This is a genomic window from Bradyrhizobium sp. MOS003 (assembly GCF_003020125.1).
GTDB lineage: Bacteria > Pseudomonadota > Alphaproteobacteria > Rhizobiales > Xanthobacteraceae > Bradyrhizobium.
In genome coordinates this window covers 505,219-531,099 of sequence record NZ_PYFW01000001.1, presented here as the reverse complement: position 1 = coordinate 531,099, position 25,881 = coordinate 505,219, and the positions used below count along the sequence as shown (strand labels likewise).

Here is a 25,881-nt window from a genome sequence, read left to right as displayed (position 1 = left end):
CGACGCAGCTCAAGCCGCCGCAGTCGATTCACGCACGGTCCGCACCACGACGGACCGGAGCTGCTCGAGATTGTCCGCCATGCCGGCGATTGCCTGCCGGACCTCGGCGGCGCGCTCGTTCACGGCAGCGGCGTCGCGGCTGACATTGCCGATCTTGGCCGAGACCTCCTTCGCTGCGGAAGCCGATTCGGAAATCGACCGCGAAATCTCCCGAGTCGCGGCGTCCTGCTCTTCCATCGCGGCGGCAACCGAGGTCGCTACGCCGTCGATCTCGACGATGTGACCGCCCATTGTCTCGACGGCGTCGACCGCAGCCTGCGTCGAGGTCTGGATTTCGGCAATCAGCCGCCCGATCTCCTCGGTGGATTTGGCGGTCTGGTCAGACAAGGACTTTACTTCGGCGGCGACCACGGCGAAGCCGCGGCCGGCCTCGCCGGCGCGCGCCGCCTCGATCGTGGCATTGAGTGCCAGAAGGTTGGTCTGGCCGGCGATGCCGCCGATCAGGTCTGAGACTTCAGCGATCTTCTTCACCGATCCGGCCAGTGCCTGGATGGTCGAACGCGCCTGCTCTCGGCCGGCGACCGCCGATTTTGTGACGGTGCTGGTCCGTGTGACCTGGCTTGCGATCTCGCGGATCGAGGCGCTCAGCTCTTCGGCCGCGGCCGAGACGGTTTGCGAGCTGCCGAGGGCCTGGGTGGAGGCCGCCGCGACCGCCTGCGACTGCGTGGAGAGCGACCTTGCGATCTCGGACAGGCTGGAGGCGGCCCGCTCGACGCCTTGCGTCGCCGCCCCCGCAGTGTCGACCGAACGGCCGGTCTCGCGTTCGACGGTCTCGGCCATCTGGTGCAGGGCGGAGCGCTTGGCAAGCGCAGCCGCCTGCTCCTGCCGCAACTGCTCCTCGCGCAGGCGGGAATTCTCGACCGCCGCCTGCTTGAAAACTACGAGCGCGCCCGCCATCGAGCCGACCTCGTCCCGACGGTGCGCGAACGGAATGTCGGCGGCCAGATCGCCGGTCGCGAGCTTCTGCATCGTACCCGTCATGCGCACGATCGGGCGCACCACACCGACGGCAACGCCGAGCAGGCCCGCGGCAATGAAGGCCAGGACCGCGGCGGAGACACCGAGGAGAATAAAGAGCATCGAGCTGTCGCGGTCCGCGGCCAGCTTCTCCATGTCGGCATTCTGCTTGTTGGCGCTCTCGACGATGCTGTCGATCACCGCGCGATGCGCGGTGTAGGCATCCTTGAGCTGCGCATAGATGCGCTCGGACGCCGCTGCATCCATAGCCTTGAGGGCCGGCAGGAGCTGGTCGGACGCCTTCCAGAATTTCTGCACCTCGGCATCGGATTTCGAGACCAGCGCGGTCTTGAGATCGGCCGAGAGGCTGGAGGTAACCCAGAACGCCTTGCGCTCGTCGTAATCCTTGCGGAGCTGGATCAGGCGTTCGCCGTGCGCCGCCAGCTGGTCCGGCTCGCGCATGGCCAGGGTCGCCTCGAGATAGGCCTCGATGACGTATTCCGGCGGCGGCAGGATGTCCGCGATGAGGTCGTTGCCGAGCTTGATGTCGGAGTAGAGCGGTCCGCCGACCTTGAGCTCCCGCAGGGTATAGAGGCTGGTTGAGACCACTGCCGTAAAGCCGATGGCGAGCACGATCCCGAATGCGAAAATCGCGGAGGACAACGACAAACGGATCTTCATGAAATATTCCAGGGCCCGCGCCTAAACCGCGTGGAGCCTAGATCAATATGGTAAATACGGGATTGCATCCCCGGGAAAGCCCCGGAAGAAACGCCCCGCAAAACTACGGAAATACGACGTCGAGTGATCGATTTTGGGTCAATGACACTGACGCACAAGCACGGAAGCAGGACCTCTCAAAGCCTGATTCAACGCCGCGGTTGCGCAGGATGAGAAACGCGTGCGGGGCACCGCGGTGTCACCGACACGCGGTGTCTCACACGTCGAAAAACACCGTCTCGTCGTCGCCTTGGAGCCGCAGGTCGAGCCGATAGACCGGCTTGCCCGCCTCGCGCACCGCGGTCAGCGTGGCGCGGCGCTCAGGGGGCACCAGCGCCAGCACGGGATCGGCGGCGTTGCCGGCCTCATCGCTGAAATAGATGCGGGTGTAGAGATGCCGCAGCATGCCGCGGCCGAACACCGCAACGAGGACATGCGGCGCCTGCGGCTTGCCGTCGGGATCAGGCACCGCACCGGGCTTGATGGTCTCGAACGCGTAATTGCCGTCCTTGTCGGTGCCGCAACGGGCAAAGCCGCGGAAGCTCGCATTTGGCAGCGCACGCTTGTCCTGCGGGTCGGCGAAGCGGCCTTGCGCGTCCGCCTGCCAGATCTCCAGCATGCAATCCGGCACGGCAACGCCGTCACCGTCGAACACGCGACCCTCGATGCGGATGCGCTCGCCGGTGACGTCGGGCGTCAGCGTCGAGTTGGTGAACGCGTCATTCCAGGCATATTCGCCGTTCGGCGTCAGGCCGTATTTGAAGAACGGACCGACGGTCTGCGATGGGGTGATCCCGTTGGGCTTCACAGAATCCTGCACTTAATGGTTCTCCATAGGCGTGGCGTTCTTGCCGCGCAGCACGATGTCAAAGCGGTAGCACAGGGCCCATTCGGGCTGGGTGTTCTCGAGGTCGAACGCGGAGACCATCCGCGCTCGCGCTTTCTCGTCCGGCACCGAGTTGAAAATCGGATCGAACGGGAACAGCGGATCGTTCGGAAAATACATCTGCGTCACGAGGCGCGTGACGAAGGAATGGCCGAACACCGACAGATGGATGTGCGCGGGACGCCACGCATTGTGGTGATTGCCCCAGGGATAGGCGCCCGGCTTGATGCTGACGAAGCGGTAGTAGCCGCTCGCATCGCTCACGGTACGGCCGGCACCTGTGAAATTCGGATCGAGCGGGGCCGGATGCTGGTCGCGGACATGGACGTAGCGGCCGCAGGAATTGGCCTGCCAGATCTCGACCAGCGAGTTCGGCACGCCGCGGCCGTCCTCGTCGCGCACATGGCCGTGCACGATGATGCGCTCGCCAATCGGCTCGCCCGTATGCTGGGTGGTGAGATCGCTGTCGCCCTCGCGCACGGTCTCGTGGCCGTAGACCGGGCCGGTCAATTCCGACAGCGTGTGGCGCATCGGAATCAAGGGCTTGTTCGGCGCGCGCTTGATCGAACTCTTGTACTCGGGCGACAGCGGCAGCGGATGCGCCTTGTTGCTGTCAGTGGGATAGATGAAGGTCATTGGCGAACTCCTCCCCGGCCATTTCAGATCGGCCGGTCAACGCTTCGGCCAATCATTATAGGATATAACTAATTTGGGGAAGCGGGTTTGGCAGTCCTCCTGCGCCCGGTGGCGGGCACAAGCGCGCTATTTGATCGGCGGACGCGGCAGCACGGCTTCGCCGGCCTCGAGCCGGTAGGTGTGGTCGAGCGAATACCAGGGCGTCGCGACATCGCGCTCGGTCGGATGCGGCGAATCATGGCGCAGGAAATGGCCGATCAGCGCTTGTGTCACACCGAACTGCACGTCGCTGTCGATATGCGGATCGGCGGGGTCGTAGACCTGTGAGATCAGCACCTTGAATCCGGGCTTGAAGACCAAAGCGTGCAGGTGTGCGGGACGATAGGGGTGCCGGCTCTGCGCCTTGAGAAGGCGGCCGACCACGCCATCGGTCGGGATGGGATAACCGATCATCATCACCGAACGGAAGGCGAAGCGCCCATCCTCATCGGTCGTGAACTTGCCGCGCAGGTTCATGTCGGCCTGCTCGGGATCCTGGTTCTCATAGAGCCCGACCGGTGAGGCGTGCCAGACGTCGACCTCGGCCCCGGCGACGGGACGACCGTCCTTGTCGACGACGCGGCCACTGACGAACAGCGGCGCACCCGGCGTCTCGGAGCGCACGATCGATCCGCCGTTCTCGACCCGCGGCGAGTTCAACCGCCATAAGGGTCCGAGCAGCGACTGATCCGTCTCCGTATTGCCCTGATCGCCGTTGTTCAGCAGGCAGACGAGCGGGGAGACCCCGAGCGAGCCCGCCATCAACACGACTTCATTATGTGTGTCGGTGGTCAGCTTGCCTAGCTCGGCCACGATCGCCGCGGCGTCGCGGAATTCCTTCTCGGTCAGGCGCACATCGCGGACGAAGCCATGCAGGTGCTTGACCAACGAGATCATGATCTGACGCATCCGCGGATCGGATGTTCGCTCCATCACCGCCAAGGCGGCGGCCGTGACGTCCTGCTCACGCGCGATGATCATGGCACGATCCCGGAAACCCTCTCCCTGCAAGCGGGGAGAGGGAGGAGAGAGCCTAATTCAACTTCTCGATCGCGACCGCAACACCCTGGCCGACGCCGACGCACATGGTGGCGAGTGCCAGCTTGCCGCCGCGCTTCTCCATGCCGTGCACGGCGGTGAGCGCGAGCCGCGCGCCGCTCATGCCGAGGGGGTGGCCGAGCGCGATGGCGCCGCCATGCGGATTGACGAAATCGGCATCATCGGCGACGCCGAGCTGACGCATGCAGGCGATGCCTTGCGAGGCGAAGGCTTCGTTGAGCTCGATCAGGTCGAAATCGCTGATCTTCTTGCCGAGCCGCTCCATCAGCTTGCGGGTCGCGGGCACCGGGCCGATGCCCATGATGCGCGGCGGCACGCCGGCCGAGGCAAGGCCGAGGATGCGCGCGCGGGGCGTGAGACCATGCTTCTTCACGGCAGCTTCGGACGCCAGGATCATCGCGGCCGCGCCGTCATTGACGCCGGAGGCGTTGCCGGCGGTGACCGTGCCAGGGTTGCGCACGATCGGCTTCAGTTTTGCCAAGCCTTCGAGCGTGGTCTCGGGACGCGGATGCTCATCCTTGTCGATGGTTACAGGGCCAGCCTTGCCGCCGGGAATCGTGATCGGGATGATTTCTTCCGCAAAATAGCCGGCCGCGATCGCCTTACCCGCACGCTGCTGCGAGCGGATCGCGAAGGCGTCCTGGTCGGCGCGCGAGACCTGGAATTCCTCGGCGACGTTCTCGCCGGTCTCGGGCATCGCATCGACGCCGTACTGCGCCTTGAGCAACGGGTTGATGAAGCGCCAGCCGATGGTGGTGTCGAAGATCTCGGCCGAGCGGGAGAAGGCTTCCTGCGCCTTGCCCATCACGAAGGGGGCGCGGGTCATGGATTCGACGCCGCCGGCGATCGCAAGCTCGATCTCGCCGGAACGGATGGCACGGCCGGCCGCACCGACCGCATCGAGACCGGAGGCGCAGAGCCGGTTCAGGGTCTGGCCGGGAACCGAATCCGGCAAGCCCGCCAGCAACAGCGCCATGCGCGCAACGTTGCGGTTGTCCTCGCCGGCCTGATTGGCACAGCCGAAGAAGACTTCGTCCACCTGCGCCCAGTCGAGATTGGGGTGCTTGGCCATCAGCGCCTTGATGGGCGCGGCAGCCAGATCGTCGGCACGCACCTTGGCGAGTGAGCCGCCGAAACGGCCGATCGGGGTCCGCACGGCATCGCAGATAAAGACGTCACGCATCGCTGTTCTCCCTGAATGCCGCGGTCCGGCCAAAATTCTTCAATGTCGGCGGAGTTTTAGGAGGGCGCCCGCGGCAGGTCAATTGACGGTTTCGCGGGTGGCATATTCCTAGCTCTTCGTCATTCCGGGGCCCGCGGAGCGCGAGCCCGGAATGACGACAGAGAATGTGGCAACCGCGTGCAATACACGGACAACGTGGAAAACCTCCCCTTCCCGGCCAAAGCGATAGGAGCAGGAGGCGAAATTTTGTAGGTTGCGCCGCCCATGACCATGCAACAGCCGATACCCGTACCGCCCCCCGACGAAGTGCCTGCCTCGCCAGCGGAAGCCATCGCGCGCGTCACGCCGATGATGGAACAGTATCTCGAGATCAAGGCGGCGCATCAGGGCCTGCTGCTGTTCTACCGGATGGGCGATTTCTACGAGCTGTTCTTCGAGGACGCCGAGATCGCCTCGAAGACACTCGGCATCGTGCTGACCAAGCGCGGCAAGCACCAGGGCAACGACATCCCGATGTGCGGCGTGCCGGTCGAGCGCTCCGAGGATTATCTGCACCGTCTGATCACGGCCGGCCACCGCGTCGCGGTGTGCGAGCAGACCGAGGATCCCGCTGCGGCCAAGGCACGCGGCAACAAGAGCGTGGTGCGGCGCGGCGTGGTGCGGCTGGTGACGCCGGGCACGCTGACCGAGGACACACTGCTCGACGCCCGCGCCAACAATTATCTGCTGGCCATAGCACGCGCCCGCGCCTCCGGCGGCGGTGACCGCTTCGGGCTCGCCTGGATCGACATCTCGACTGCCGAATTCACGGTGATGGAGTGCTCGGGCGGCGAGCTCGCCGCGACGCTGGCGCGCATCAACCCGAACGAGGCGATCGTCACCGACGCACTCTACAACGACAGCGAGCTCGGGCAGACCCTGCGCGAACTGCCGGCGGTGACGCCGCTGACCCGCGACGTCTTCGACGGCGCCACCGCCGAAAAACGGCTGTGCGATTATTTCGCCGTCGCGACCATGGACGGTCTGACGCAGCTCACGCGTCTCGAAGCCACCGCCGCAGCGGCCGCCGTCACCTATGTCGATCGCACCCAGGTCGGCAAGCATCCGCCGCTGTCGCCGCCCGCGCGCGAAGCGTCCGGCGCGACCATGGCGATTGATCCGGCGACGCGCGCCAATCTCGAGCTGACCAGGACGCTCGCGGGCGAACGCCGCGGCTCGCTGCTCGATGCGATCGACTGCACGGTGACCTCGGCGGGCTCGCGCCTGCTCGCCCAACGCCTGGCCGCGCCGCTGACGGATGCGCCGGCGATCGCACGCCGGCTCGATGCGGTCAGCGTTTTCGTCGCCGATTCAGCTGCGCGCGAAGACATCCGCAGCATCTTGCGTGGCGCGCCCGACATGTCGCGTGCGCTGGCGCGGCTGTCGGTCGGCCGCGGCGGCCCGCGCGACCTCGCCGGCTTGCGCGACGGCATCATCGCCGCCGACCAGGTGCTGGCGCGGCTTGGCGAGCTCGATCAGCCGCCGCAGGAAATCGCCGCGGTGATGGCGGCGCTGCAAAGGCCCTCGCGCGAGCTCGCGGCGGAATTCGCCAGCGCGCTCGACGAGCAGCTGCCGCTGATCAAGCGCGATGGCGGCTTCGTCCGTCAGGGCTACGAGCCTGCGCTGGACGAGACGCGCAATCTGCGCGACGCCTCCCGTCTTGTGGTGGCCTCGATGCAGGCACGCTACGCCGACAACACGGGCGTCAAGGGCCTCAAGATCCGGCACAACAACGTGCTCGGCTATTTCGTCGAGGTCACCGCGCAGCACGGCGACAAGCTGATGTCGGCGCCGCTGAACGCCACCTTCATCCATCGGCAGACGCTGGCGGGCCAGGTGCGCTTCACCACCTCCGAGTTGGGGGAGATCGAGGCCAAGATCGCCAACGCGGGCGATCGTGCGCTCGGGCTCGAGCTCGAGATTTTCGAGCGGCTGTCAGCCAAGGCCATGGCCATCAGTGACGATCTGCGCGCCGCCGCCCACGCCTTCGCCTTGCTCGACGTCGCGACCTCACTGGCCAAGCTCGCGGTCGACGACAATTACGTGCGGCCGGAGGTCGACGAATCCCTCGGCTTCGCGATCGAGGCCGGCCGCCATCCCGTGGTGGAGCAAGCCCTGAAGCGCAATGGCGAGCCGTTCATCGCCAATGCATGCGATCTGTCGCCTGGACCTGCGCAAAAGTCCGGCCAGCTCTGGCTGCTCACCGGTCCCAACATGGCCGGCAAGTCGACCTTCCTGCGCCAGAACGCGCTGATTGCGCTGCTGGCGCAGATCGGCAGTTTCGTGCCGGCGACGCGCGCACGGATCGGCATCATCGACCGCCTGTTCTCGCGCGTCGGCGCCGCCGACGATCTCGCCCGCGGCCGCTCCACTTTCATGGTGGAGATGGTCGAGACGGCTGCGATCCTGAACCAGGCCGGCGAGCGCGCGCTCGTCATCCTCGACGAGATCGGCCGCGGCACCGCGACCTTCGACGGCCTCTCCATCGCCTGGGCCGCGATCGAACATCTGCACGAGAGCAATCGCTGCCGCACGCTGTTCGCCACGCATTATCACGAGCTGACCGCGCTCTCGGCCAAGCTGCCGCGGATGTTCAACGCCACCGTGCGGGTGAAGGAGTGGCAGGGCAACGTCGTGTTCCTGCACGAGGTGCTGCCGGGCTCGGCCGACCGCTCCTACGGCATCCAGGTGGCGAAGCTCGCCGGCCTGCCGCCGGCGGTGATCACGCGCGCGAAATCGGTGCTCTCCAAGCTGGAGGCGCAGGATCGCGGCCAGACCGCACGAGCCCTGGTGGACGATCTGCCATTGTTCGCGGTGCCCTCCCGCGCGGCGGCCGAAGCGGCGCCGCCGAGCGAGGCGGAGCTGCTGATGGAAGCCGTGAAGGCGCTGCACCCCGACGAGATGTCGCCACGCGAGGCGCTCGATGCGCTGTACGCGCTGAAGGCCAGGCTGCCGAAACAATGATGGGTGCCGTAGGGCGGGCAAAGCGCAGCGTGCCCACGCATATCGGCTGGATCGCGAAGAGATGGTGGGCACGGTGCGCGAAGAGCGCGCCTTTGCCCACTCTACGAGCCCGTCGTTACGCCCTTGCCGCAATCGCGGCGGCTTCCGCGGCGGCGCGCTGCATGCTGGTCGACATCTCGTTCGTCACCGTGCTCTGCTCCTCGATTGCGGCGGCGGTCGATGTCACGTACTCGCTGACATTGTTGATCGCCTGCTTGATGGAGCCGAGCGCGCTGACGACGTCGCCGGAGATGCCGTTGAGGCTGCCGATCTCCTGGCCGATCTTGTCGGTGGCCTGCTTGGCCTGGTTGGCGAGGCTCTTCACTTCGGAGGCGACCACGGCAAAGCCGCGGCCGGCTTCGCCGGCACGGGCGGATTCGATCGTGGCGTTCAGCGCCAGCAGGTTGATCTGGCCGGTGATGTTGTTGATGAGCTCGACGATGCCGCTCATTGCCTGAGCGGCTTCGGTGAGGCGCTGGGCCTGGGCGTCGGCGGAAGCGACCTGATCCACCGCGCTCATCGCGGTCTCGCGCGACTTGGTCATCGCCTCGGAGATCTCCCGCACCGAAGCATTCAGCTCTTCCGAGCCGGCAGCGACCGATTCCATCATGCCGCGCACGCGCTCGTTGCCCATGCGGACCAGCACCTGTTTAGTGACGTCCGTGGCATATTTGACGACCTTGAAGGGCTTGCCGTTGAGATCGAGGATCGGATTGTAGGAAGCCTGGATGTAAACCTCCTTGCCGCCCTTGCCGATGCGCTTGTATTCGGCCGCCTGGTATTCGCCGCGGTTGAGCGCGGCCCAGAACTCGCGATAGGCGGCGCCGTCGCGCTCGCTCGGCTCGACGAACATGCTGTGGTGCTTGCCCTTGATCTCCGCCAGCGAATAGCCGAGCGCACCGAGGAAGTTGGCATTTGCGATGATGATCGTGCCGTCCATGTTGAACTCGATCACGGCCTGGGCCTTGTCGATCGCCGCGATCTGACCGGCTAGATCCGCGTTCTTCAGCTTCTGCGCGGTGACGTCGGTCGCGAACTTGACGACCTTGAAGGGCTTGCCCTTCTCGTCGAAGATCGGGTTGTAGGAGGCCTGGATCCAGACTTCCTTGCCGCCTTTGCCGATGCGCTTGTATTCGGCCGCCTGGTATTCACCGCGGTTGAGCGCGGCCCAGAACTCGCGATAGGCAGCGCTGTCTCGCTCGGCAGGCGCAACGAACATGCTGTGATGTTTGCCTTTGATCTCGTTCAACGTGTAATCGAGCGTATGCAGGAAGTTCTCGTTGGCGCTGAGGATCGTACCGTCCAGCTTGAACTCGATGACCGCCTGCGAGCGGTTCGCTGCGGCGACTTGCGCTCCGAAGTCGAGGTTCTGCAGGCGGACCGAGGCATCGGACCATTCCACCACGACTCCCGCCCGGCTGCCGTCTTCGTTCTTCACGGGCGTCGCAACCAGATCGAACTTCCGTTCGCCGATCTGAATCATCGCACGATGCACCGCGCTGAGGCTCGCCAGCATCTGGCGCTGATGCTGAGGGTTCTTGTGGAACACGTCGATGTTGGTCCCGATAAGGGTATTCACGTTGAAGTGCGGAAGCTCTCTCTTGAGATCGGCCTCGGCAGTGCGAAGCAGATCCGTGACGGCGCTGTTCATGTAGACGATGTTGAGGTCGTTATCCGCAACCATCAGATTGGCACTCACGACCTTGGCGGCCATCAACGTCAATGCATCCGAATTCGACTTGCGCTTGAACATGAATTTCTCCGTATCAATCCGCTTGTTCATTGAGCGCTCCGTAGCTTTACGGGTCGCGGCGAATTGCTGAACGCTTAACGGGAACTAATCGCCCCATCGTAACGAACAAGTTCAAATAAATTTCTAATATGCTTATCGATAATCAGCAGAGACCGACGTAAGCCGTCGCAATCGGCCTACGGCCCGGCCATGCGCGAAGCTCTGCGGCGACGCGACGCAGCGCCGATCCCCCACAGCGTCAGGTTCCAAGCTATGCAGGTGCCGAGCGCGAGACACAAACCAACGGCCGATCCGAACGACACCACCGCCACGTGCAGGACGGCGATTGCCGTGCCGAATCCGAGCAGACCCCAGGCAGAGTTGGCGAGCACGGCGGCGGTGGGCGGGCCACCGATGCGCGGGTGCAGGATCAACATGATGCTGGAGAAGACCACGGGATACAGCGCGATGATGCCGCTGATGCGAGGGCCAACCCAGCCCGAGGTCGAGACCACGATGGCAACGAGGGTCGCGACCAGCGAAGCGCGCATCGGCACATCGTACCAGCGGCGCGTCACCAGAGGCATCTTCACATGGCGATAGCCCGCCAGAAGCGGAATGCAGATGCCGAAGGCGATCAGATTGGCGGCGAGCCCGGCCGTGAGCGACCAATCGAACTGGCGAATGATCGAGGCAAGCACGATCCAGACGGCGACCGCGCTTCCGCAACTCACCGCGAGACTATGCCGCTGCGCCAGCACGACATAGATGAGGCACATGAAGATCGTCGCCGCATTGATCGGCAAGCTCGCCAGTGAGCCCTGCGCGATGAAGGCGGCATCGTGGTCGAGCGCGAGGAAGACGTAGGAGGGACCGGCCGAGATCGGCAAGGTCGCGACCAGCGCGCCGATCACCGGACCCGCGCGCTCGGTGATGATCGAGGCCGATACGACGAACGCCGCCGAGATCGCCATGCGCAGGAGGAGGACGAGGAGAAAGTGAAGATCGAGGGACATCTTGGCTTCTTACCCGCCCCTGGAGGGGGAAGGTCGGCTCATATGGAGCGCAGCGAAATATGAGAGGGGTTGGGTGACAGTCTCTCGACCAATACGGTGCCCGAGTGGCGAGAACGCCCCACCCCCGCTCGCGCTGCGCGCGATCGACCCTCCCCCTCCAGGGGAGGGTAAGAAATCACATCCGCTGCATCGACACCGACACCTTCGGGCCGTTCTTGATGGTCTGATAGACCACGCAATAGCGCTCGGTGAGCTTGAGCAGCAGATCGAGCTTGTCCTGCGGCGCGTCGGTATCGACCTCGAAGCGCAGACGGATCTCGGCGAAGCCGACCGGGGTCTCCTTGTCGACGCCGAGCGTACCGCGGAAATCGAGATCGCCCTCGGCATAAACGTTGCCGGTCTTGAGCGGCACCTCGATCGCGGTCGCGACCGATTTCAGCGTGACGCCGGCACAGGCGACCAGGGCTTCCAGCAGCATGTCGCCGGAGCAGAGTTCGAGGCCGGAGCCGCCGGTCGCCGGATGCAGGCCGGCAAGCGCGATGGCGCGGCCCGTCTCGACCTTGCAGGCGATTCCTTCGCCATCGGTGGAGCCCTTGGCCTTCAGCGTAATCAGCGCGGTCTTGGGATCGGTCTTGTAGCGCTCCTTGATCGGAGCCTGCATCTGGCGCAGCTCTACAGCGTCCATTTTCGTTCTCTCCCGGATAATTGCTCCTCGATGTACCGGGTCAGAGCGAAATTGTCACCACCACATGGCCTGACCGGGACCCTGGGTTGCGTCACGGTCGGGCACGCTGCGATCGAGCGAACGGTCGAGCGACGTCAGCACACTTCGCTTGAAATTCTCGAACAGCGGCGAGTTGCGGTCGCGTGGGCGGCCGAGGTTGATCTCGATCTGATCGAACAGCCGCCCCGGTCGCGGCCGCATCACCAGCACGCGGTCGGCCAGTACCACGGCCTCGTCGACGTCATGGGTGACGAGGATCAGCGTCGGCCGGGTGTCGGCCCAGAGGTCGAGCAGATGATCCTGGATATCCCGGCGGGTAAAGGCGTCGAGCGCGGAGAACGGCTCGTCAAGCAAAAGCACCTCCGGCCGCGGCACCAGCGCGCGTGCGATCGCGACGCGCTGCGCCTGCCCGCCGGAGAGCTCGCGCGGCCAGGCCTGCGCCTTGTCGGCAAGGCCGACGCGTTCGAGCGCGCGCGCCACCTTCTCGCGCCGCTCGGTCGCGGGCAGATCGGCGAGTCCAAAACCGATATTGTCGGCGACGCTGAGCCAGGGCAGCAGCCGCGGCTCCTGGAAGATGATGCCGATCTTGGCGTGCGGCGAACTGATCGTCTCATCGTCGAGCGTTACGCTGCCCGAGCTGGCGCGATCGAGGCCGGCGATGGCGCGTAACAATGTGGACTTGCCGCAGCCGGAGCCGCCGATGATGGCGATGATCTCGCCCTGCCTGATCTCGGCCGAGAAGCGCGCCAGCGCCTCGACGCCGTTGGGATAGGTCTTGCTGACCCGATCGAGCGCCAGCATGAAATCAAGCTCCCTTCGCTCGCCCGAAGGCATCCTGCCAGCGCAGGAACGGCGCGGCGGCAACCTCGATCAGCCAGTCGGTGAGCTTGCCGAGGATGGCGAAGATCACGATGGCGGCCAGGATCTGCGCGGGCTTGCCGAGTTGTTGGCCATCGAGCAGGAGATAGCCGAGGCCTTCGGAGGCGCCGATCAATTCGGCTGCGACCACGAACATCCAGCCGAGACCGAGCCCGACGCGCAGCGAGACAACATAGGCCGGCAGCACGGCGGGCAACAGGATACGGCGGATCATCGCCGGGCCGGACAGTCGGAAGGTGCGGCCGACCTCGACGATCTTGCGATCGACGATGAGGATCGCACCCATCACGCCGAGATAGACCGGGAAGAACACGCCGACCGCGATCAGCGCGATCTTCGAGGTCTCGAAGATGCCGAGCCAGAGGATGAACAGCGGCACCCAGGCGAGCGAAGGGATCGCGCGCAGCGCCTGCACGGTCGGATCGAGCAGGCGGCGCGCCAGCGACCAGTAGCCGGAGACGGCCCCCAGCAACGTGCCCGCGATCACGCCGAACGCGAAGCCGAGCCCGACACGCCACAACGTCGCTGTGATGTGGCGGACCAACTCGCCGGAGCGGGCGAGCTCGGTGATGGTGGCCAGGACGCGCGACGGCGGCGGCACCAGCCGGCCGTTGGACCAGCCGGACCAGACCACAAGCTCCCAGCCGAGCGCGAGCGTCAGCGGCAGCAATACGCCAAGCACTGGCCGCGCATAGCGCGACAACCGCGATCGCATAGCGGCGCCTTCAGCCGGTTCCGAGGTCTGTTGCAGCACTGGCGCGTCGGAGATCATGGCCATTAGCAAGCGCGTCTCTTCGGGGAATGCAAGGGTGCGCGGCAATCTGGGTTGTCGCCGCGGACAAGCGAAGCGCAGATCCGGGGCCCATAACCACAGGAGGATCTGGTTACGGGGACTCGAGGTGACCTCTTTCGCGCCAAATCACTTCCTGGGGCTATGGGTCCCGGGCTCGCTTCGCGCCCCGGGACGACGGCGGAGTTTGATGCACGCGCGTGCCTCCTCCGCGCCAAACTAATTCGTCGGCAGCGGAACCTGGTCGTCGATCAGGGCATCCAACGTCGCCTTCACATCGACCTTGGCATCGACGACACCGGCTTGCTGGAGCGCGAGGCCCGCGGCCAGAATCGACTCGCGCTGGGGTGCGCCGATGCGGCTGTGGGTGAGCTCGGTGCGCTCCTTGAGCTGCTTGTCGACGACGGCCTCGGGAAGTTTTGTGACCGCGATGAATGTCTTCTTCAGCTCGTCGTAATTCGCCAGCGAATATTTGCGCGCCTCTTCGTACACCGCAAGCACGCGGCGGGCTGCGTCCGGATGGTCCTTCAGGAACTGCTCGCGCACATTGAGGATGCCCCAGGTGTTGGCGTCGGCCTTGCGGTAGAACAGCTTTGCGCCCTCCTCGACCTCGGCCTGCGCCATCATCGGATCGAGGCCGGCCCAGGCATCGACGTCCCCGCGGATCAGCGCGGTCTTGCCGTCGGCGTGCTGGAGCAGCACCGGGGTGATGTCCTTTTCGGTGAGGCCGGCGCCGAGCAACGCACGCACGAGGAAGATGTGCGGGTCGGTGCCGCGGGTCACCGCGACGCGCTTGCCCTTGAGGTTGGCCACGCCGGCGATCCTGGAATCCTTTGATGTCACCAGCGCGGTCCACTCAGGGCGCGAGTAGACGTAGATCGATTTGATCGGATTGCCGTTGATGCGGGCCACCAGCGCCGCAGAACCCGCGGTCGAGCCGAAATCGATCGAGCCGGCATTGAGGAATTCGAGCGCCTTGTTGGAGCCAGCCGACTGCACCCAGGTGACGGTGATACCGTCCTTGGCAAACTCCTTCTCCAGCAGCCCCTTCTGCTTCAGGACCATCGACACCGGATTGTAGGTCGCCCAGTCGATGCGGATTTCCTTGAGCGGATCGGCCGCCTGGGCCGTGGGGGTCACGGCGAGCGCAACCGCTCCCGCCAACAGAATGCGTCGTGTAATTCCGGTCATGCCCAGCCTCCTTCAAAACTTCATTTTTTTCAAGGAGTTATGCCTAGAGGTCAACGAGAAAATCCGTCCCTCGAAGGCGCACCGGCCGAGAACAGATTTGCCCAAAGCCGCAACTTTCCAGCATGGAATGACTATTGCCAGAGAATGGCGGGTGACAGCGCCAGTCACCTCTTATATCCGGTGAGGCATGGACAGCATGGCGACTGAGCACAAGGCCGAGGGGGATGATCGTTTCGACACTGCGCGGATCACCGCTGCGGTCGATGCGCTCGCCGAAAAGCACCAGGGACGCGAAGACGCGTTCCGCACGGCCATGGCGCAATTGCTCAAGGCCGAACTGATCGCGGCGCGGGACGTCGCACAAGCGATCCTGCTGAAAGATCGTCACGGTAGGCACTGCGCCGAGCGGCTGTGCCACGTGCAGGACGAGATCATCCGCATCCTGTATTCGGCGGCGACGCGTCATCTCTATCGCTCGCCGATCCCGAGCGGTGCCGAGCGCATGGCGGTGGTCGCGACCGGCGGCTATGGCCGCGGCCTGATGGCGCCCGAATCCGACATCGATCTCCTCTTCATCCTGCCCTACAAGCAGACCGCCTGGGGCGAGCAGGTTGCCGAAGCCATCCTCTATTGCCTGTGGGACATGGGGCTGAAGGTTGGCCACGCCACGCGCTCGGTCGACGAGTCGATCCGCCAGGCACGCGGCGACATGACCATCCGCACCGCGATCCTGGAGACGCGCTTCCTCACCGGCGACCAGCCGCTCTATGACGAGCTGGTCGACCGCTTCGACAAGGAGGTGGTGCAAGGCACCGCATCGGAATTCGTCACCGCCAAGCTCGCCGAGCGCGAGGAGCGCCACCGCCGCGGCGGCCAGTCGCGCTACCTGGTCGAGCCCAATGTCAAGGACGGCAAGGGCGCCCTTCGCGACCTGCACACGCTGTTCTGGATCGCCAAATACGTCTACCGCGTGCGCGACACCGACGAGTTGGTCGAGCGCGGCGTGTTCGACGCGCAGGAATATCGCACCTTCCGCCGCTGCGCCGATTTCCTCTGGTCGGTGCGCTGCAACCTGCATTTTTACTCCGGGAGGCCAGAGGAGCGCCTCTCCTTCGATCTCCAGCGCGAGATCGCGGTCCGGCTCGGCTACACCTCGCATCCCGGCATGCAGGACGTCGAGCGTTTCATGAAGCACTACTTCCTGGTCGCCAAGGAAGTCGGCAACCTCACCGCCATCCTCTGCGCCAAGCTCGAGGACCAGCAGGCCAAGCCCGCGCCGGTGCTGAGCCGGATGATGGCGCGGCTGCGTCCGACCCAGGTGAAACGGCGCGTCCCCGACAGCGACGATTTCATCGTCGACAACAACCGCATCAACGTCGCCGCACCCGACGTGTTCAAGCACGACCCGGTCAATCTGATCCGGATCTTCCGCCTCGCGCAGAAGAACAACCTCGCCTTCCATCCGGACGCGATGCGCGACGTGACGCGGTCGCTCGGCCTGATCAACGCGCAGATGCGCGAGAATCCCGAGGCCAACCGGCTGTTCATGGAGATCCTGACCTCCGACAACGCCGAGATCGTGCTGCGGCGGATGAACGAGACCGGCGTGCTCGGCCACTTCATTCGCGCCTTCGGCAAGATCGTCTCGATGATGCAGTTCAACATGTATCATCACTATACCGTCGACGAGCATCTGATCCGCTGCGTCGGCTTCCTGCAGGACATCGAGCGCGGCGGCCACGACGAATTCGCGCTCGCCAGCGACCTGATGCGCAAAATTCGCCCCGAGCATCGCGCGGTGATCTACATCACGACGCTGCTGCACGACATCGCCAAGGGCCGGCCCGAGGATCATTCGATCGCCGGCGCCAAGGTGGCGCGGCGACTCTGCCCGCGGCTCGGCTTCAGCGCCGCCGACACCGAACTGATCGCCTGGCTGATCGAAGAGCATCTGACGATGTCCACGGTCGCACAGTCGCGCGACCTGTCCGACCGCAAGACCATCGAGAATTTCGCCGCCGTGGTGCAGTCGGTCGAGCAGATGAAGCTGCTCACGATCCTGACCACCGCCGACATCCGTGGCGTCGGCCCAGGCGTGTGGAACGGCTGGAAGGCGCCGCTCTTGCGCTCGCTCTATTACGAGACCGAGCCGGTGCTGACTGGCGGCTTCTCGGAAGTCGACCGCGGCAAGCGCCTCACCGCCGCCTACGCCGAATTCCGCAATGCCTTCGCCGAATGGCCGGCGGAAGAGCTCGACGCCTATATTGGTCGGCATTATCCGGCCTATTGGCTCAAGGTCGAGTTGCCGCGAAAGATCCGCCACGCCCGCTTCGTCCGCTCCAGCGAACAGGCCGGCCACAAGCTCGCGATCAATGTCGGTTTCGACGAGGTCCGCGGCGTCACCGAGCTGACGATCTTTGCGGCCGACCATCCCTGGCTGCTGTCGATCATCGCCGGCGCCTGCGCTTCGGCCGGCGCCAACATTGTCGACGCCCAGATCTACACCACGACCGACGGCCGCGCGCTCGACACCATCTCGATATCGAGGGAATACGACCGCGACGAGGACGAGGGACGGCGCGCGACCCGCATCGGCGAGATGATCGAGGACGTGCTGGAAGGCAAGCTGCGCCTGCCCGAAGTGGTGGCGCGGCGTACCGTGCGCAGCAAGGCGCGCCCCTTCGTGATCGAGCCGGAAGTCACCATCAACAATCAATGGTCCGACCGCTACACCGTGATCGAGGTGTCCGGCCTCGACCGGCCCGGCCTGCTCTACGAGCTGACCACCGCGATCTCGAAGCTCAACCTCAACATCGCCTCGGCCCACGTCGCGACCTTCGGCGAACGTGCCCGCGACGTGTTCTACGTCACCGACCTCCTGGGCGCGCAGATCAACGCGCCGACACGGCAGTCCGCGATCAAGAGCGCGCTGACCCATGTGATGGCCAGCGACAAGGCCGTAGCGGCACCGGCGGCGTAGTCGCCTAGCACGTCTCTCTCTCCTGTCATTCCGGGGCGCGCCACTTGGCGCGGGCCCGGAATCCATTCATCAGCACCGTCGGTGCACCCGATGGATTCCGGGCTCGCGCTACGCACGCCCCGGAATGACCGTAAGAGAGAACCTAAACCTCCACGCCCTCATGCCGGAGCAGCCAGCGCTTCCGCTCCAGCCCGCCGCCGTACTTCACCAGCGAACCATCGGCGCCGATCAGGCGGTGGCAGGGCAGCACCACGCTGATCGGGTTGGAGCCGTTGGCATGACCGACGGCACGAATGGCTTTTGGCAGATCGATCCTTGCGGCGAGCGCGCCGTAGCTCATCGTGGTGCCGGCGGGGATGTGAGCCAGCGCGCTCCAGACCTTCTGCTGGAACGGCGTCCCGGCGATCCGCCATGCGATGGCCGAGAGTTGACCGAAATCACCGTCGAAATAGCCCGACAGCGCCGTCCGCATGTCCGTCGGCGCAGGCTGGTCGCTCAAATCGACCGCACCGTAGTGCAGACGCAGGAGCCCACGCATGCGGTGCTCGTAGTCCTCCCAGTCGAGCGCACGTAGCGCCCCCTCCGCATCGGTGACGAGCAGCGCGATGCCGATCGGCGTCGTCAGGCGATCGAGGCCGAAGCTTACGGAGGGTTTGGTCGATCGGCTGGCCATCGCGGCACCATTGCATCGAAACACACACCCATCGCACTTGCCATGCCGGCCGTGCTAACGTCCACCCGAAAGCTGACGCTTTGGGGGAGCTCAACTTGATTCTGGTTGCCAATATCATGGTGGCGCTGGTCGCCGCACTGCACGCCTACTTCCTGATCCTGGAGATGTTTCTCTGGGACAAGCCGCTGGGCTTGAAGACATTCCGCAATACGCCCGAGAAGGCCGAGATCACGAAGGTGCTGGCCGCCAATCAGGGCCTCTATAACGGCTTCCTCGCCGCCGGCCTGATCTGGGGTCTGGTCCACGGCAACCCGGCCTTCGCATTCCAGATCAAGGCGTTCTTCCTGCTCTGCGTGATCGTGGCCGGCGCCTACGGCGCCGCAACCGTCAGCAGCCGCATCCTGATGGTGCAGGCCCTGCCGGCGGCGATCGCGCTGGTTGTCCTGTTCCTGACCTGAGGCGCTAGAGCGCAGCACCGCGATCCTTGCGCGGCGCAAGTCCTTCCTCCACAATCTTCGGCAGCGATGGCGACCGTTGGCAATCAACGGGAAAAGACCGTCGACCGGAAAAATTCCGTCAGGAGGAACAACCCAACATGAGCAATCGCAGAGCATTTATAGCTGCCACGGTGGCGCTCGCCGTCGTGGTCTCCGCCAATCAAGCCTTCGCCCAGAAGAAATACGACACCGGGGCGACCGACACCGAGATCAAGATCGGCCAGACCGTGCCGTTCTCCGGCGCCTACTCCGTCTACGCCAATATCGGCAAGACCCAGGCCGCCTACTTCAAGATGATCAACGATCAGGGCGGCATCAACGGCCGCAAGATCAACCTGATCCAGTATGACGATGCCTATTCGCCACCGAAGACGGTGGAGCAGGTGCGCAAGCTCGTCGAGGGCGACGAGGTCCTCTTCACCTTCCAGATCATCGGCACCGCGGCCAACGCTGCCGTGCAAAAATATCTCAATGGCAAGAAGGTGCCGCAATTGCTGGCCTCGACCGGCGCCGCGCGCTTCAACGATCCCCAGAACTATCCCTGGACCATCGCCTACAATCCCAACTACGTGTCCGAAGGCCGCATCTACGCCAAGTACATTCTCAAGGAGCATCCGAACGCCAAGATCGGCGTGCTCTACCAGAACGACGACATGGGCCGCGACTATCTCGCGGGGCTCAAGAGCGGCCTCGGCGACAAGGCCGCCAGCATGGTCGTCGGCGAGGTCTCCTACGAGGTCACGGACCCGACCGTCGATTCCCAGGTGGTCAAGCTGAAGTCGATGGGCGTCGACGTGTTCTTCGATGCCTCGACGCCGAAATTCGCGGCACAGGCGATCAAGAAGCTCGCCGACCTCGGCTGGACCCCGGTCCATATTCTCGACATCAATGCGAGCCCGATCTCGGCGACGCTGAAGCCGGCCGGCCTCGATATCTCCAAGGGCATCATCTCGACCCAATATGGCAAGGAGCCCAGCGATCCCCAGTGGAAGGACGATCCCGGCGTGAAGGCCTTCTTCGCGTTCATGGACAAGTATTTCCCGGAAGGCGACAAGCTCAACACCGTCAACACCTACGCCTATTCGGTGGCCGAGCTGCTGACGCAGGTGCTCAAGCAATGCGGTGACGATCTGACGCGTGAGAACATCATGAGGCAGGTCGCCAACATCAAGGACTTCACGCCGAGCTTCGCGCTGCCCGGCATCAAGATCAACACCGGGCCCAACGACTTCCGCGTCAACAAGCAGATGCAGATGATGAAGTTCAACGGCGAACGCTGGGAGCTGTTCGGACCGATCATCGAGGATTCGGGGCCTGCGGGTTAGTCTCGCTCGCAAGATGGTTAGCTCGCGGTCGCGCAAAGCGCGATCCGCGAGCGTAACCCACCCTACCAAGGACGGGCATCCGCCCACCTTGCGTTGCAGCAACGCCTCATCCACACTCGCCCTCAGCGATGGCATCGGACGCACCGTGCGCCCGGCAGACCATCGGCCATAACAAAATGAGGAAATTGCGAATGAGGAATGGAATTCTGCATCTGGCTGCGGCAACGGCGCTCAGCCTGGCGCTGTCGATCTCTGCGGCCAATGCCCAGAAAAAATATGATCCGGGCGCCAGCGACACCGAGATCAAGGTCGGCCAGACCATGCCGTTCTCGGGGCCGGCGTCGGCCTATTCGTCGATCGGCAAGACGCAGGCCGCCTATTTCAAGATGATCAACGACCAGGGCGGCGTCAACGGCCGCAAGATCAATCTGATTCAGTACGACGACGCCTATTCGCCGCCGAAAGCCGTGGAGCAGATCCGCAAGCTGGTCGAGAGCGACGAGGTGTTGCTGACCTTCCAGATCATCGGCACGCCCGTGAACGCGGCCGTGCAGAAATATCTCAACGCCAAGAAGGTGCCGCAGCTATTCGCGGCGACCGGCGCCTCGAGGTTCACGGACCCCAAGAACTTCCCGTGGACCATGGGCTTCAATCCCAACTACTTCGTCGAGGGCCGCATCTACGGCCAGTACATTCTGAAGGAACATCCGAACGCCAAGGTGGGCGTGCTCTATCAGAACGACGATCTCGGCAAGGATTATCTGAACGGCATCAAGGCCGGCCTCGGTGACAAGGCCGCCAAGATGATCGTGACTGAAGCCTCCTACGAGGTGTCCGACCCCACCGTCGACTCGCAGGTCCTCAAAATCAAGGATGCCGGCGCCGACCTGTTCTTCAGTGCGAGCACGCCGAAGCAGGCCGCGCAGGCCATCAAGAAGATTGCCGAAATGGGCTGGCATCCGGTCCAGATCGTCGACATCAACGCCACCTCGGTCGGCGCGGTGTTGAAGCCCGCTGGCCTCGACGCCGCCAAGGGCCTGATCAGCGTCAACTACGGCAAGGAACCGCTCGATCCGACCTGGAAGGACGATGCCGGCCTGAAGAAGTATTTCGACTTCATGGCGAAGTACTATCCCGACGGAGACAAGGATTCGAACTTCAACACCTACGGCTACAGCACGGCGCAGCTGCTGGTGCATGTGCTGAAGCAGTGCGGTGACGATCTGACCCGCGAGAACGTCATGAAGCAGGCGGCCTCGGTGAAGGACTTCGCCACCGACACGGCGCTCCCCGGCATCAAGGTCAACACTTCGCCGACCGACTACCGCGTCAACAAGCAGCTTCAGATGATGAAGTTCAACGGCGAGCGCTGGGAGCTGTTCGGCCCGATCCTGGAGGATGCCGGTCCGGCGGGTTAGTGGTCGAAAACAGCTGCCTCGACGACGTCATGCCCGGGCTTGTCCCGGGCATCCACCTTCTTGGGCTGCAAAGGAAGGCGTGGATGGCCGGGTCAAGCCCGGCCATGACGATGGCGAGAGATTCGCCTCACGACATTCAAGTCGGTATCTCCCCAAAATTCTTCCCCACCGGCAGCACCGCGTGCCGGATCAGCCGCGAATCCTCCACGCCCGCCTGGCGGTGCTTGACCGCCTCGCGGTAGACGGGATCGCGGATCATCTCGACGAAGGCTTCGACGCTTGGATATTCGGCGATGAAGCAATGATCCCAGCGCTCGTCCTGCGGGCGATCAGCATCAGCTCGAATTTGCCCTGCCAGACGATGCGGCCGCCGAGGCGTTCGAACACCGGGCCGCTCTCGCGGCCATAGGCCGCGTAGGCTTCCGCGCCGCTCGCCTTGCGTCCGTCCGGATAGGCCGCCTCTTTCCGCAGCCGCACCAGGTTGAGCATGTGGATCGGGCCGGGACGGTCGTTCTCCCGGAACTGCGCGAAGATCTCCTTGGTCGGATCGATATGGCCCATGTGGGTTTCCTCTGGGTGCTTCCTCTTTTTGTGCCGGCGATCCTAGCTCCGGTGCCAAAGGAGCGGAACTGCGGGGTGCGAATGCCGCACCTCCTAATCACGCGTTAACGCCGGGGTAACCGGGCCTTAAACAGCGACCGCTAGCGTGCAGCGGGGCAGGCTGACCGGGCGTATTTGCGTATGGCGTGGGGAAAGAAAAAGGGTGGGCGGAAGGAGCCGCTGTTCGGCTTACCCGCGGCGCTCGCCGATCTGCGCCTGACCGCGGCGGACCGCATCCCCGGCGGCGACGACAAGCCGAAGAAATCAACGAAATCATCCGCCAAGCGCAAGAGCGAGGATTCCGGCGACGAGCCGCCGCGCGAGCGCAAGGCACAAGCCGGCCGCAGCGGTGCCAAGCGCCGCTCCAAGTCACGCATCGGCGCCAGCCTCGGCCGCCTGGTCTATTGGGGCGCAGTGCTCGGCCTGTGGGGCGCGATCGCGGTGGTCGGCGTCGTGATCTATGTCGGCGCCCATCTGCCGCCGATCCAGTCGCTGGAAATCCCCAAGCGGCCGCCGACGATCCAGATCGTCGGCATCGACGGCAGCATTTTGGCGCAACGCGGCGAGATGGCCGGTGCCAATGTCGCGCTGAAGGATTTGCCGCCGTATTTGCCCAAGGCCTTCATCGCCATCGAGGACCGCCGCTTCTATTCGCATTTCGGCATCGATCCCGTCGGCATCCTGCGCGCCCTCGTCACCAACGTCATGCATCGCGGCGTCTCGCAGGGCGGCTCGACGCTGACGCAGCAGCTCGCCAAGAACCTGTTCCTGACCCAGGAGCGCACCATGCAGCGCAAGCTGCAGGAGGTGGAGCTCGCGATCTGGCTCGAGCGCAAGCATTCCAAGGACGAGATCCTGGAGCTCTATCTCAACCGCGTCTATTTCGGCTCCGGCGCCTACGGCGTCGAAGCCGCCGCGCAAAGGTATTTCGGCAAGTCGGCGAAGAACGTCACGGTCGCCGAGGCCGCGATGCTGGCCGGCCTCGTCAAATCGCCCTCGCGCCTCGCGCCGAACCGCAACCCCGAAGGCGCCGAAGCCCGCGCGCAAATCGTGCTTGCGGCGATGGCGGATGCGAAATTCATCACCGATGCGCAGGCGCAGGCCTCGATCGGCCATCCCTCCTACAATGTGAAGCCGGTCGGCGCCGGCACGGTCAATTACGTTGCCGACTGGATCGGCGAGGTACTGGACGATCTGGTCGGCCAGATCGACGAGAGCATCAAGGTCGAGACCACGATCGATCCGAAGCTGCAGAGCGTGGCGGAAGCCGCCATTATCGACGAGCTCGCGGCCAAGAGCGTGAAGTTCAATGTCAGCCAGGGCGCGCTGGTGGCGATGACGCCTGATGGCGCGGTGCGCGCCATGGTCGGCGGACGGAACTATTCCGAGAGCCAGTACAACCGCGCGGTGACCGCGAAGCGCCAACCGGGTTCCTCGTTCAAGCCGTTCGTCTATCTGACCGCGCTCGAGCAGGGGCTGACGCCTGACACGATGCGCCAGGATGCGCCGATCGAGGTCAAGGGCTGGCGTCCCGAGAACTACACCCATGAATATTTCGGTGCGGTGACGCTGACGCAGGCGCTGGCGATGTCGCTCAACACCGTCGCGATCCGTCTCGGCCTCGAGGTCGGGCCGAAGAACGTGGTGCGCACCGCGCACCGGCTCGGTATCTCCTCGAAGCTCGAGCCCAACGCCTCGATCGCGCTCGGCACGTCGGAAGTTTCGGTCGTTGAACTCGTCGGCGCTTATGTGCCCTTCGCCAACGGCGGCCTCGCGGTCACGCCGCATGTCGTCACACGGATCAAGACGCTGGGCGGCAAGCTGCTCTACATGCGCCAGCCCGAGGAGCGTAACCAGGTCGTCGATCCCCGCTATGTCGGCATGATGAACGCGATGATGCGGGAGACGCTGATATCGGGCACAGCGAAGAAGGCCGAGATCCCCGGCTGGCCAGCGGCCGGCAAGACCGGCACCAGCCAGGATTATCGCGACGCCTGGTTCATCGGTTACACCGCCAACCTCGTCACCGGTGTCTGGCTCGGCAATGATGACAATTCTCCGACCAAGAAGGCGACCGGCGGCGGCTTGCCGGTGGAAGTCTGGTCGCGCTTCATGAAGACGGCGCACGAGGGCGTGCCGGTGGCGGCATTGCCGAGCACACCAGGTGGCTGGGGCCTGTCGAACCTCGCGCAGGCGGCCTCGCAGGTGTCGCCGCCGACAGCGGCAGGACCAGCATCGGCGCCGGCGCCCGTCAACAATGGCGGCTATCGCCCGCCGCCGACGCGCGCCAATGCGCGGCCGGAGGCTGCGGCAGGGCTCGATGGCTGGTTGATGGACCGGCTGTTTGGCGGAAATCGCTAGGCTCGGGTTGAAAGCATTGAGCCCCCCGAACCAAAAAGTGCGAAAACAACCCCATGCACAGTAGCCGGCGATAGCAATATCAACGGCTTGCGCGGGCGCTGAGAGCGCCCGCCAGAAGACAGCTGTCATTCCCCGCGAAGGCGGGAATCCAGTACGCCGTGGCTTCTCGATTCAATCGGTGCCGTCTCGGCGTACTGGATCGCCCGGTCAAGCCGGGCGATGACACCTTTCAAGACGTTAGCAGCGAGGCCCTAATCCTCGACCCCGTAGCGGTGCAAATCATTGCCGTAGGTGTCGAGCCACTTCTTGGCGCGCTCCATCGACGGGCAGACCTTGCCGCAAACGCGCCAGAACTTCGCCGAATGGTTCATCTCGACGAGATGGGCGACTTCGTGCGCGGCGAGGTAGTCGAGCACGAAGGGCGGCGCGAGGATCAGCCGCCACGAGAACGACAGCGAGCCGGCCGAGGTGCAGGAACCCCAGCGGCTGGACTGATCGCGGATCGAGAGCCGCTTGACCCTGACACCTAGCTCGGCGGCATAGGCCTCCGACGAACGCTGCAGATCGTGGCGTGCCTCGCGCTTGAGGAAGTCACTGACGCGGCGATCGACATGTTCGAGCCCGCCGGCGACGCAGAGAATGCGCTCACCGCTGTCGCGCACCTCGGTCCACACCGTGCCGCGCGTGCCGGCGCGATGAACGATGCGATGCGGCGTGCCACGAAGCGGTATCACCGTGCCCGGCTGGAACGGCGCGGCCTTCGGCAAGCGACCGAGACGCGCGGCGATCCACGCACCGTGGCGCTGCGCGAAGTCCTTGGCCTCGGCTAGCGTGCCGCGCGGCGGCATGGTGAGGATGGCTTCGCGATCACTCGGATGAATTCTGAGCGTGTAACGGCGCGCGCGGCGATGCCGGCGCAATCGGATGGCAAAATATTGCGATCCGTGCGTGATCAGGACGGTCTTCGGTTCGTGGGGACGCCGATAGAGGAGAGCGCGAGTGGCCATGTCTGTCAGTCCGGGGAGCAAGAGTTCGCCCGGATTCTGCCATAACCGTCGCCAGGGAAAGCGCTCGGCGCAAAAACAAATCATTTGCCCAATATACAGGGGTCTG

At 64.6% G+C, this 25,881-nt stretch carries 19 protein-coding genes and 1 pseudogene; 6 read left to right on the top strand and 14 right to left on the bottom strand.

Annotated elements, in window-relative coordinates; all coding sequences use genetic code 11:
- Positions 1-9 precede the first annotated feature (9 nt).
- The 5 genes from C7G42_RS02555 to pcaF form a co-directional block, all read right to left on the bottom strand.
- Positions 10-1,698, bottom strand: a complete 1,689-nt coding sequence (locus C7G42_RS02555; RefSeq protein ID WP_106947509.1) for a methyl-accepting chemotaxis protein — start codon at positions 1,696-1,698, stop codon at positions 10-12.
- 256 nt (positions 1,699-1,954) lie between these two features.
- Positions 1,955-2,557: a protocatechuate 3,4-dioxygenase subunit alpha gene (pcaG, locus tag C7G42_RS02550; RefSeq protein WP_106947508.1), complete on the bottom strand. Its 603-nt coding sequence runs from the start codon at positions 2,555-2,557 to the stop codon at positions 1,955-1,957.
- On the bottom strand, positions 2,558-3,259 hold the full coding sequence (gene pcaH, locus C7G42_RS02545) for a protocatechuate 3,4-dioxygenase subunit beta (protein WP_106947507.1): 702 nt from the start codon (positions 3,257-3,259) through the stop codon (positions 2,558-2,560). It abuts the gene before it with no gap.
- A gap of 126 nt (positions 3,260-3,385) precedes the next feature.
- The gene (locus C7G42_RS02540) at positions 3,386-4,279 is read right to left on the bottom strand and encodes a dioxygenase family protein (protein ID WP_106947506.1); all 894 of its coding nucleotides are present in this window, start codon (positions 4,277-4,279) and stop codon (positions 3,386-3,388) included.
- A 52-nt stretch (positions 4,280-4,331) separates the two neighbouring features.
- The gene (gene pcaF / locus C7G42_RS02535) at positions 4,332-5,540 is read right to left on the bottom strand and encodes a 3-oxoadipyl-CoA thiolase (protein WP_106947505.1); all 1,209 of its coding nucleotides are present in this window, start codon (positions 5,538-5,540) and stop codon (positions 4,332-4,334) included.
- Between the two features lie 264 nt (positions 5,541-5,804).
- Here pcaF and mutS point away from each other — a divergent pair, with 264 nt between their 5' ends.
- A complete protein-coding gene (gene mutS, locus C7G42_RS02530; protein WP_106947504.1) occupies positions 5,805-8,543 on the top strand; it encodes a DNA mismatch repair protein MutS in 2,739 nt (912 codons plus the stop codon).
- Between the two features lie 115 nt (positions 8,544-8,658).
- Here mutS and C7G42_RS02525 read toward each other — a convergent pair whose 3' ends face one another.
- The 6 genes from C7G42_RS02525 to C7G42_RS02500 form a co-directional block, all read right to left on the bottom strand.
- Positions 8,659-10,335 (bottom strand): methyl-accepting chemotaxis protein, encoded by a 1,677-nt coding sequence (locus C7G42_RS02525; RefSeq protein WP_106948821.1) that lies wholly within the window; start codon positions 10,333-10,335, stop codon positions 8,659-8,661.
- A 176-nt stretch (positions 10,336-10,511) separates the two neighbouring features.
- Positions 10,512-11,330, bottom strand: a complete 819-nt coding sequence (locus C7G42_RS02520; protein ID WP_106947503.1) for a hypothetical protein — start codon at positions 11,328-11,330, stop codon at positions 10,512-10,514.
- A gap of 175 nt (positions 11,331-11,505) precedes the next feature.
- Positions 11,506-12,015, bottom strand: a complete 510-nt coding sequence (locus tag C7G42_RS02515) for an OsmC family protein (protein ID WP_106947502.1) — start codon at positions 12,013-12,015, stop codon at positions 11,506-11,508.
- Positions 12,016-12,069: 54 nt separating this feature from the next.
- Entirely contained in the window at positions 12,070-12,855 is a 786-nt protein-coding gene (locus C7G42_RS02510) for an ABC transporter ATP-binding protein (RefSeq protein ID WP_106947501.1), read from the bottom strand.
- Between the two features lie 4 nt (positions 12,856-12,859).
- Positions 12,860-13,705 carry an ABC transporter permease gene (locus tag C7G42_RS02505; RefSeq protein WP_106948820.1) on the bottom strand — a complete coding sequence of 282 codons (846 nt, stop codon included), beginning with the start codon at positions 13,703-13,705 and terminating at the stop codon, positions 12,860-12,862.
- A gap of 237 nt (positions 13,706-13,942) precedes the next feature.
- Positions 13,943-14,914 (bottom strand): aliphatic sulfonate ABC transporter substrate-binding protein, encoded by a 972-nt coding sequence (locus C7G42_RS02500; protein ID WP_106947500.1) that lies wholly within the window; start codon positions 14,912-14,914, stop codon positions 13,943-13,945.
- A 187-nt stretch (positions 14,915-15,101) separates the two neighbouring features.
- On the opposite strand from C7G42_RS02500, the gene C7G42_RS02495 reads away from it, so the two are divergent.
- Positions 15,102-17,894 (top strand): [protein-PII] uridylyltransferase, encoded by a 2,793-nt coding sequence (locus C7G42_RS02495; protein ID WP_106947499.1) that lies wholly within the window; start codon positions 15,102-15,104, stop codon positions 17,892-17,894.
- A gap of 142 nt (positions 17,895-18,036) precedes the next feature.
- Here the strand turns inward: C7G42_RS02495 and C7G42_RS02490 are convergent, their stop codons facing one another.
- Complete coding sequence (locus C7G42_RS02490; RefSeq protein WP_106947498.1) at positions 18,037-18,567, bottom strand: methylated-DNA--[protein]-cysteine S-methyltransferase; 531 nt, start codon at positions 18,565-18,567, stop codon at positions 18,037-18,039.
- A gap of 101 nt (positions 18,568-18,668) precedes the next feature.
- Between C7G42_RS02490 and C7G42_RS02485 the strand changes: the two genes are divergently transcribed.
- From C7G42_RS02485 to C7G42_RS02475, 3 genes are all read left to right on the top strand, one after another.
- A complete protein-coding gene (locus C7G42_RS02485) occupies positions 18,669-19,025 on the top strand; it encodes a DUF1304 domain-containing protein (RefSeq protein WP_199580774.1) in 357 nt (118 codons plus the stop codon).
- A gap of 137 nt (positions 19,026-19,162) precedes the next feature.
- Positions 19,163-20,389 (top strand): ABC transporter substrate-binding protein, encoded by a 1,227-nt coding sequence (locus C7G42_RS02480; RefSeq protein ID WP_106947497.1) that lies wholly within the window; start codon positions 19,163-19,165, stop codon positions 20,387-20,389.
- A 191-nt stretch (positions 20,390-20,580) separates the two neighbouring features.
- A complete protein-coding gene (locus C7G42_RS02475) occupies positions 20,581-21,807 on the top strand; it encodes an ABC transporter substrate-binding protein (protein ID WP_199580607.1) in 1,227 nt (408 codons plus the stop codon).
- A gap of 136 nt (positions 21,808-21,943) precedes the next feature.
- Here C7G42_RS02475 and C7G42_RS02470 read toward each other — a convergent pair.
- Positions 21,944-22,368: pseudogene (locus C7G42_RS02470) on the bottom strand (DUF1330 domain-containing protein).
- A 180-nt stretch (positions 22,369-22,548) separates the two neighbouring features.
- Between C7G42_RS02470 and C7G42_RS02465 the strand changes: the two are divergent.
- Complete coding sequence (locus tag C7G42_RS02465; protein ID WP_106947495.1) at positions 22,549-24,768, top strand: transglycosylase domain-containing protein; 2,220 nt, start codon at positions 22,549-22,551, stop codon at positions 24,766-24,768.
- 251 nt (positions 24,769-25,019) lie between these two features.
- On the opposite strand, the gene C7G42_RS02460 is transcribed toward C7G42_RS02465, so the two are convergent.
- The gene (locus C7G42_RS02460; RefSeq protein WP_106947494.1) at positions 25,020-25,859 is read right to left on the bottom strand and encodes a M48 family metallopeptidase; all 840 of its coding nucleotides are present in this window, start codon (positions 25,857-25,859) and stop codon (positions 25,020-25,022) included.
- Positions 25,860-25,881 lie beyond the last annotated feature (22 nt).

Excerpts from the sequence above, each read along its gene's own strand:
- C7G42_RS02490 (WP_106947498.1), bottom strand. The coding sequence starts at position 18,567 with ATGGCCAGCCGATCGACCAAACCCTCCGTAAGCTTCGGCCTCGATCGC.
- C7G42_RS02555 (WP_106947509.1), bottom strand. The coding sequence starts at position 1,698 with ATGAAGATCCGTTTGTCGTTGTCCTCCGCGATTTTCGCATTCGGGATC.
- C7G42_RS02495 (WP_106947499.1), top strand. The coding sequence starts at position 15,102 with ATGGACAGCATGGCGACTGAGCACAAGGCCGAGGGGGATGATCGTTTC.
- C7G42_RS02460 (WP_106947494.1), bottom strand. The coding sequence starts at position 25,859 with ATGATTTGTTTTTGCGCCGAGCGCTTTCCCTGGCGACGGTTATGGCAG.
- C7G42_RS02515 (WP_106947502.1), bottom strand. The coding sequence starts at position 12,015 with ATGGACGCTGTAGAGCTGCGCCAGATGCAGGCTCCGATCAAGGAGCGC.
- pcaF (WP_106947505.1), bottom strand. The coding sequence starts at position 5,540 with ATGCGTGACGTCTTTATCTGCGATGCCGTGCGGACCCCGATCGGCCGT.
- C7G42_RS02465 (WP_106947495.1), top strand. The coding sequence starts at position 22,549 with ATGGCGTGGGGAAAGAAAAAGGGTGGGCGGAAGGAGCCGCTGTTCGGC.
- C7G42_RS02525 (WP_106948821.1), bottom strand. The coding sequence starts at position 10,335 with ATGTTCAAGCGCAAGTCGAATTCGGATGCATTGACGTTGATGGCCGCC.
- pcaH (WP_106947507.1), bottom strand. The coding sequence starts at position 3,259 with ATGACCTTCATCTATCCCACTGACAGCAACAAGGCGCATCCGCTGCCG.
- C7G42_RS02500 (WP_106947500.1), bottom strand. The coding sequence starts at position 14,914 with ATGACCGGAATTACACGACGCATTCTGTTGGCGGGAGCGGTTGCGCTC.
- C7G42_RS02480 (WP_106947497.1), top strand. The coding sequence starts at position 19,163 with ATGAGCAATCGCAGAGCATTTATAGCTGCCACGGTGGCGCTCGCCGTC.
- C7G42_RS02505 (WP_106948820.1), bottom strand. The coding sequence starts at position 13,705 with ATGATCTCCGACGCGCCAGTGCTGCAACAGACCTCGGAACCGGCTGAA.
- mutS (WP_106947504.1), top strand. The coding sequence starts at position 5,805 with ATGACCATGCAACAGCCGATACCCGTACCGCCCCCCGACGAAGTGCCT.
- C7G42_RS02510 (WP_106947501.1), bottom strand. The coding sequence starts at position 12,855 with ATGCTGGCGCTCGATCGGGTCAGCAAGACCTATCCCAACGGCGTCGAG.
- C7G42_RS02475 (WP_199580607.1), top strand. The coding sequence starts at position 20,581 with ATGAGGAATGGAATTCTGCATCTGGCTGCGGCAACGGCGCTCAGCCTG.
- C7G42_RS02520 (WP_106947503.1), bottom strand. The coding sequence starts at position 11,330 with ATGTCCCTCGATCTTCACTTTCTCCTCGTCCTCCTCCTGCGCATGGCG.
- C7G42_RS02540 (WP_106947506.1), bottom strand. The coding sequence starts at position 4,279 with ATGATCATCGCGCGTGAGCAGGACGTCACGGCCGCCGCCTTGGCGGTG.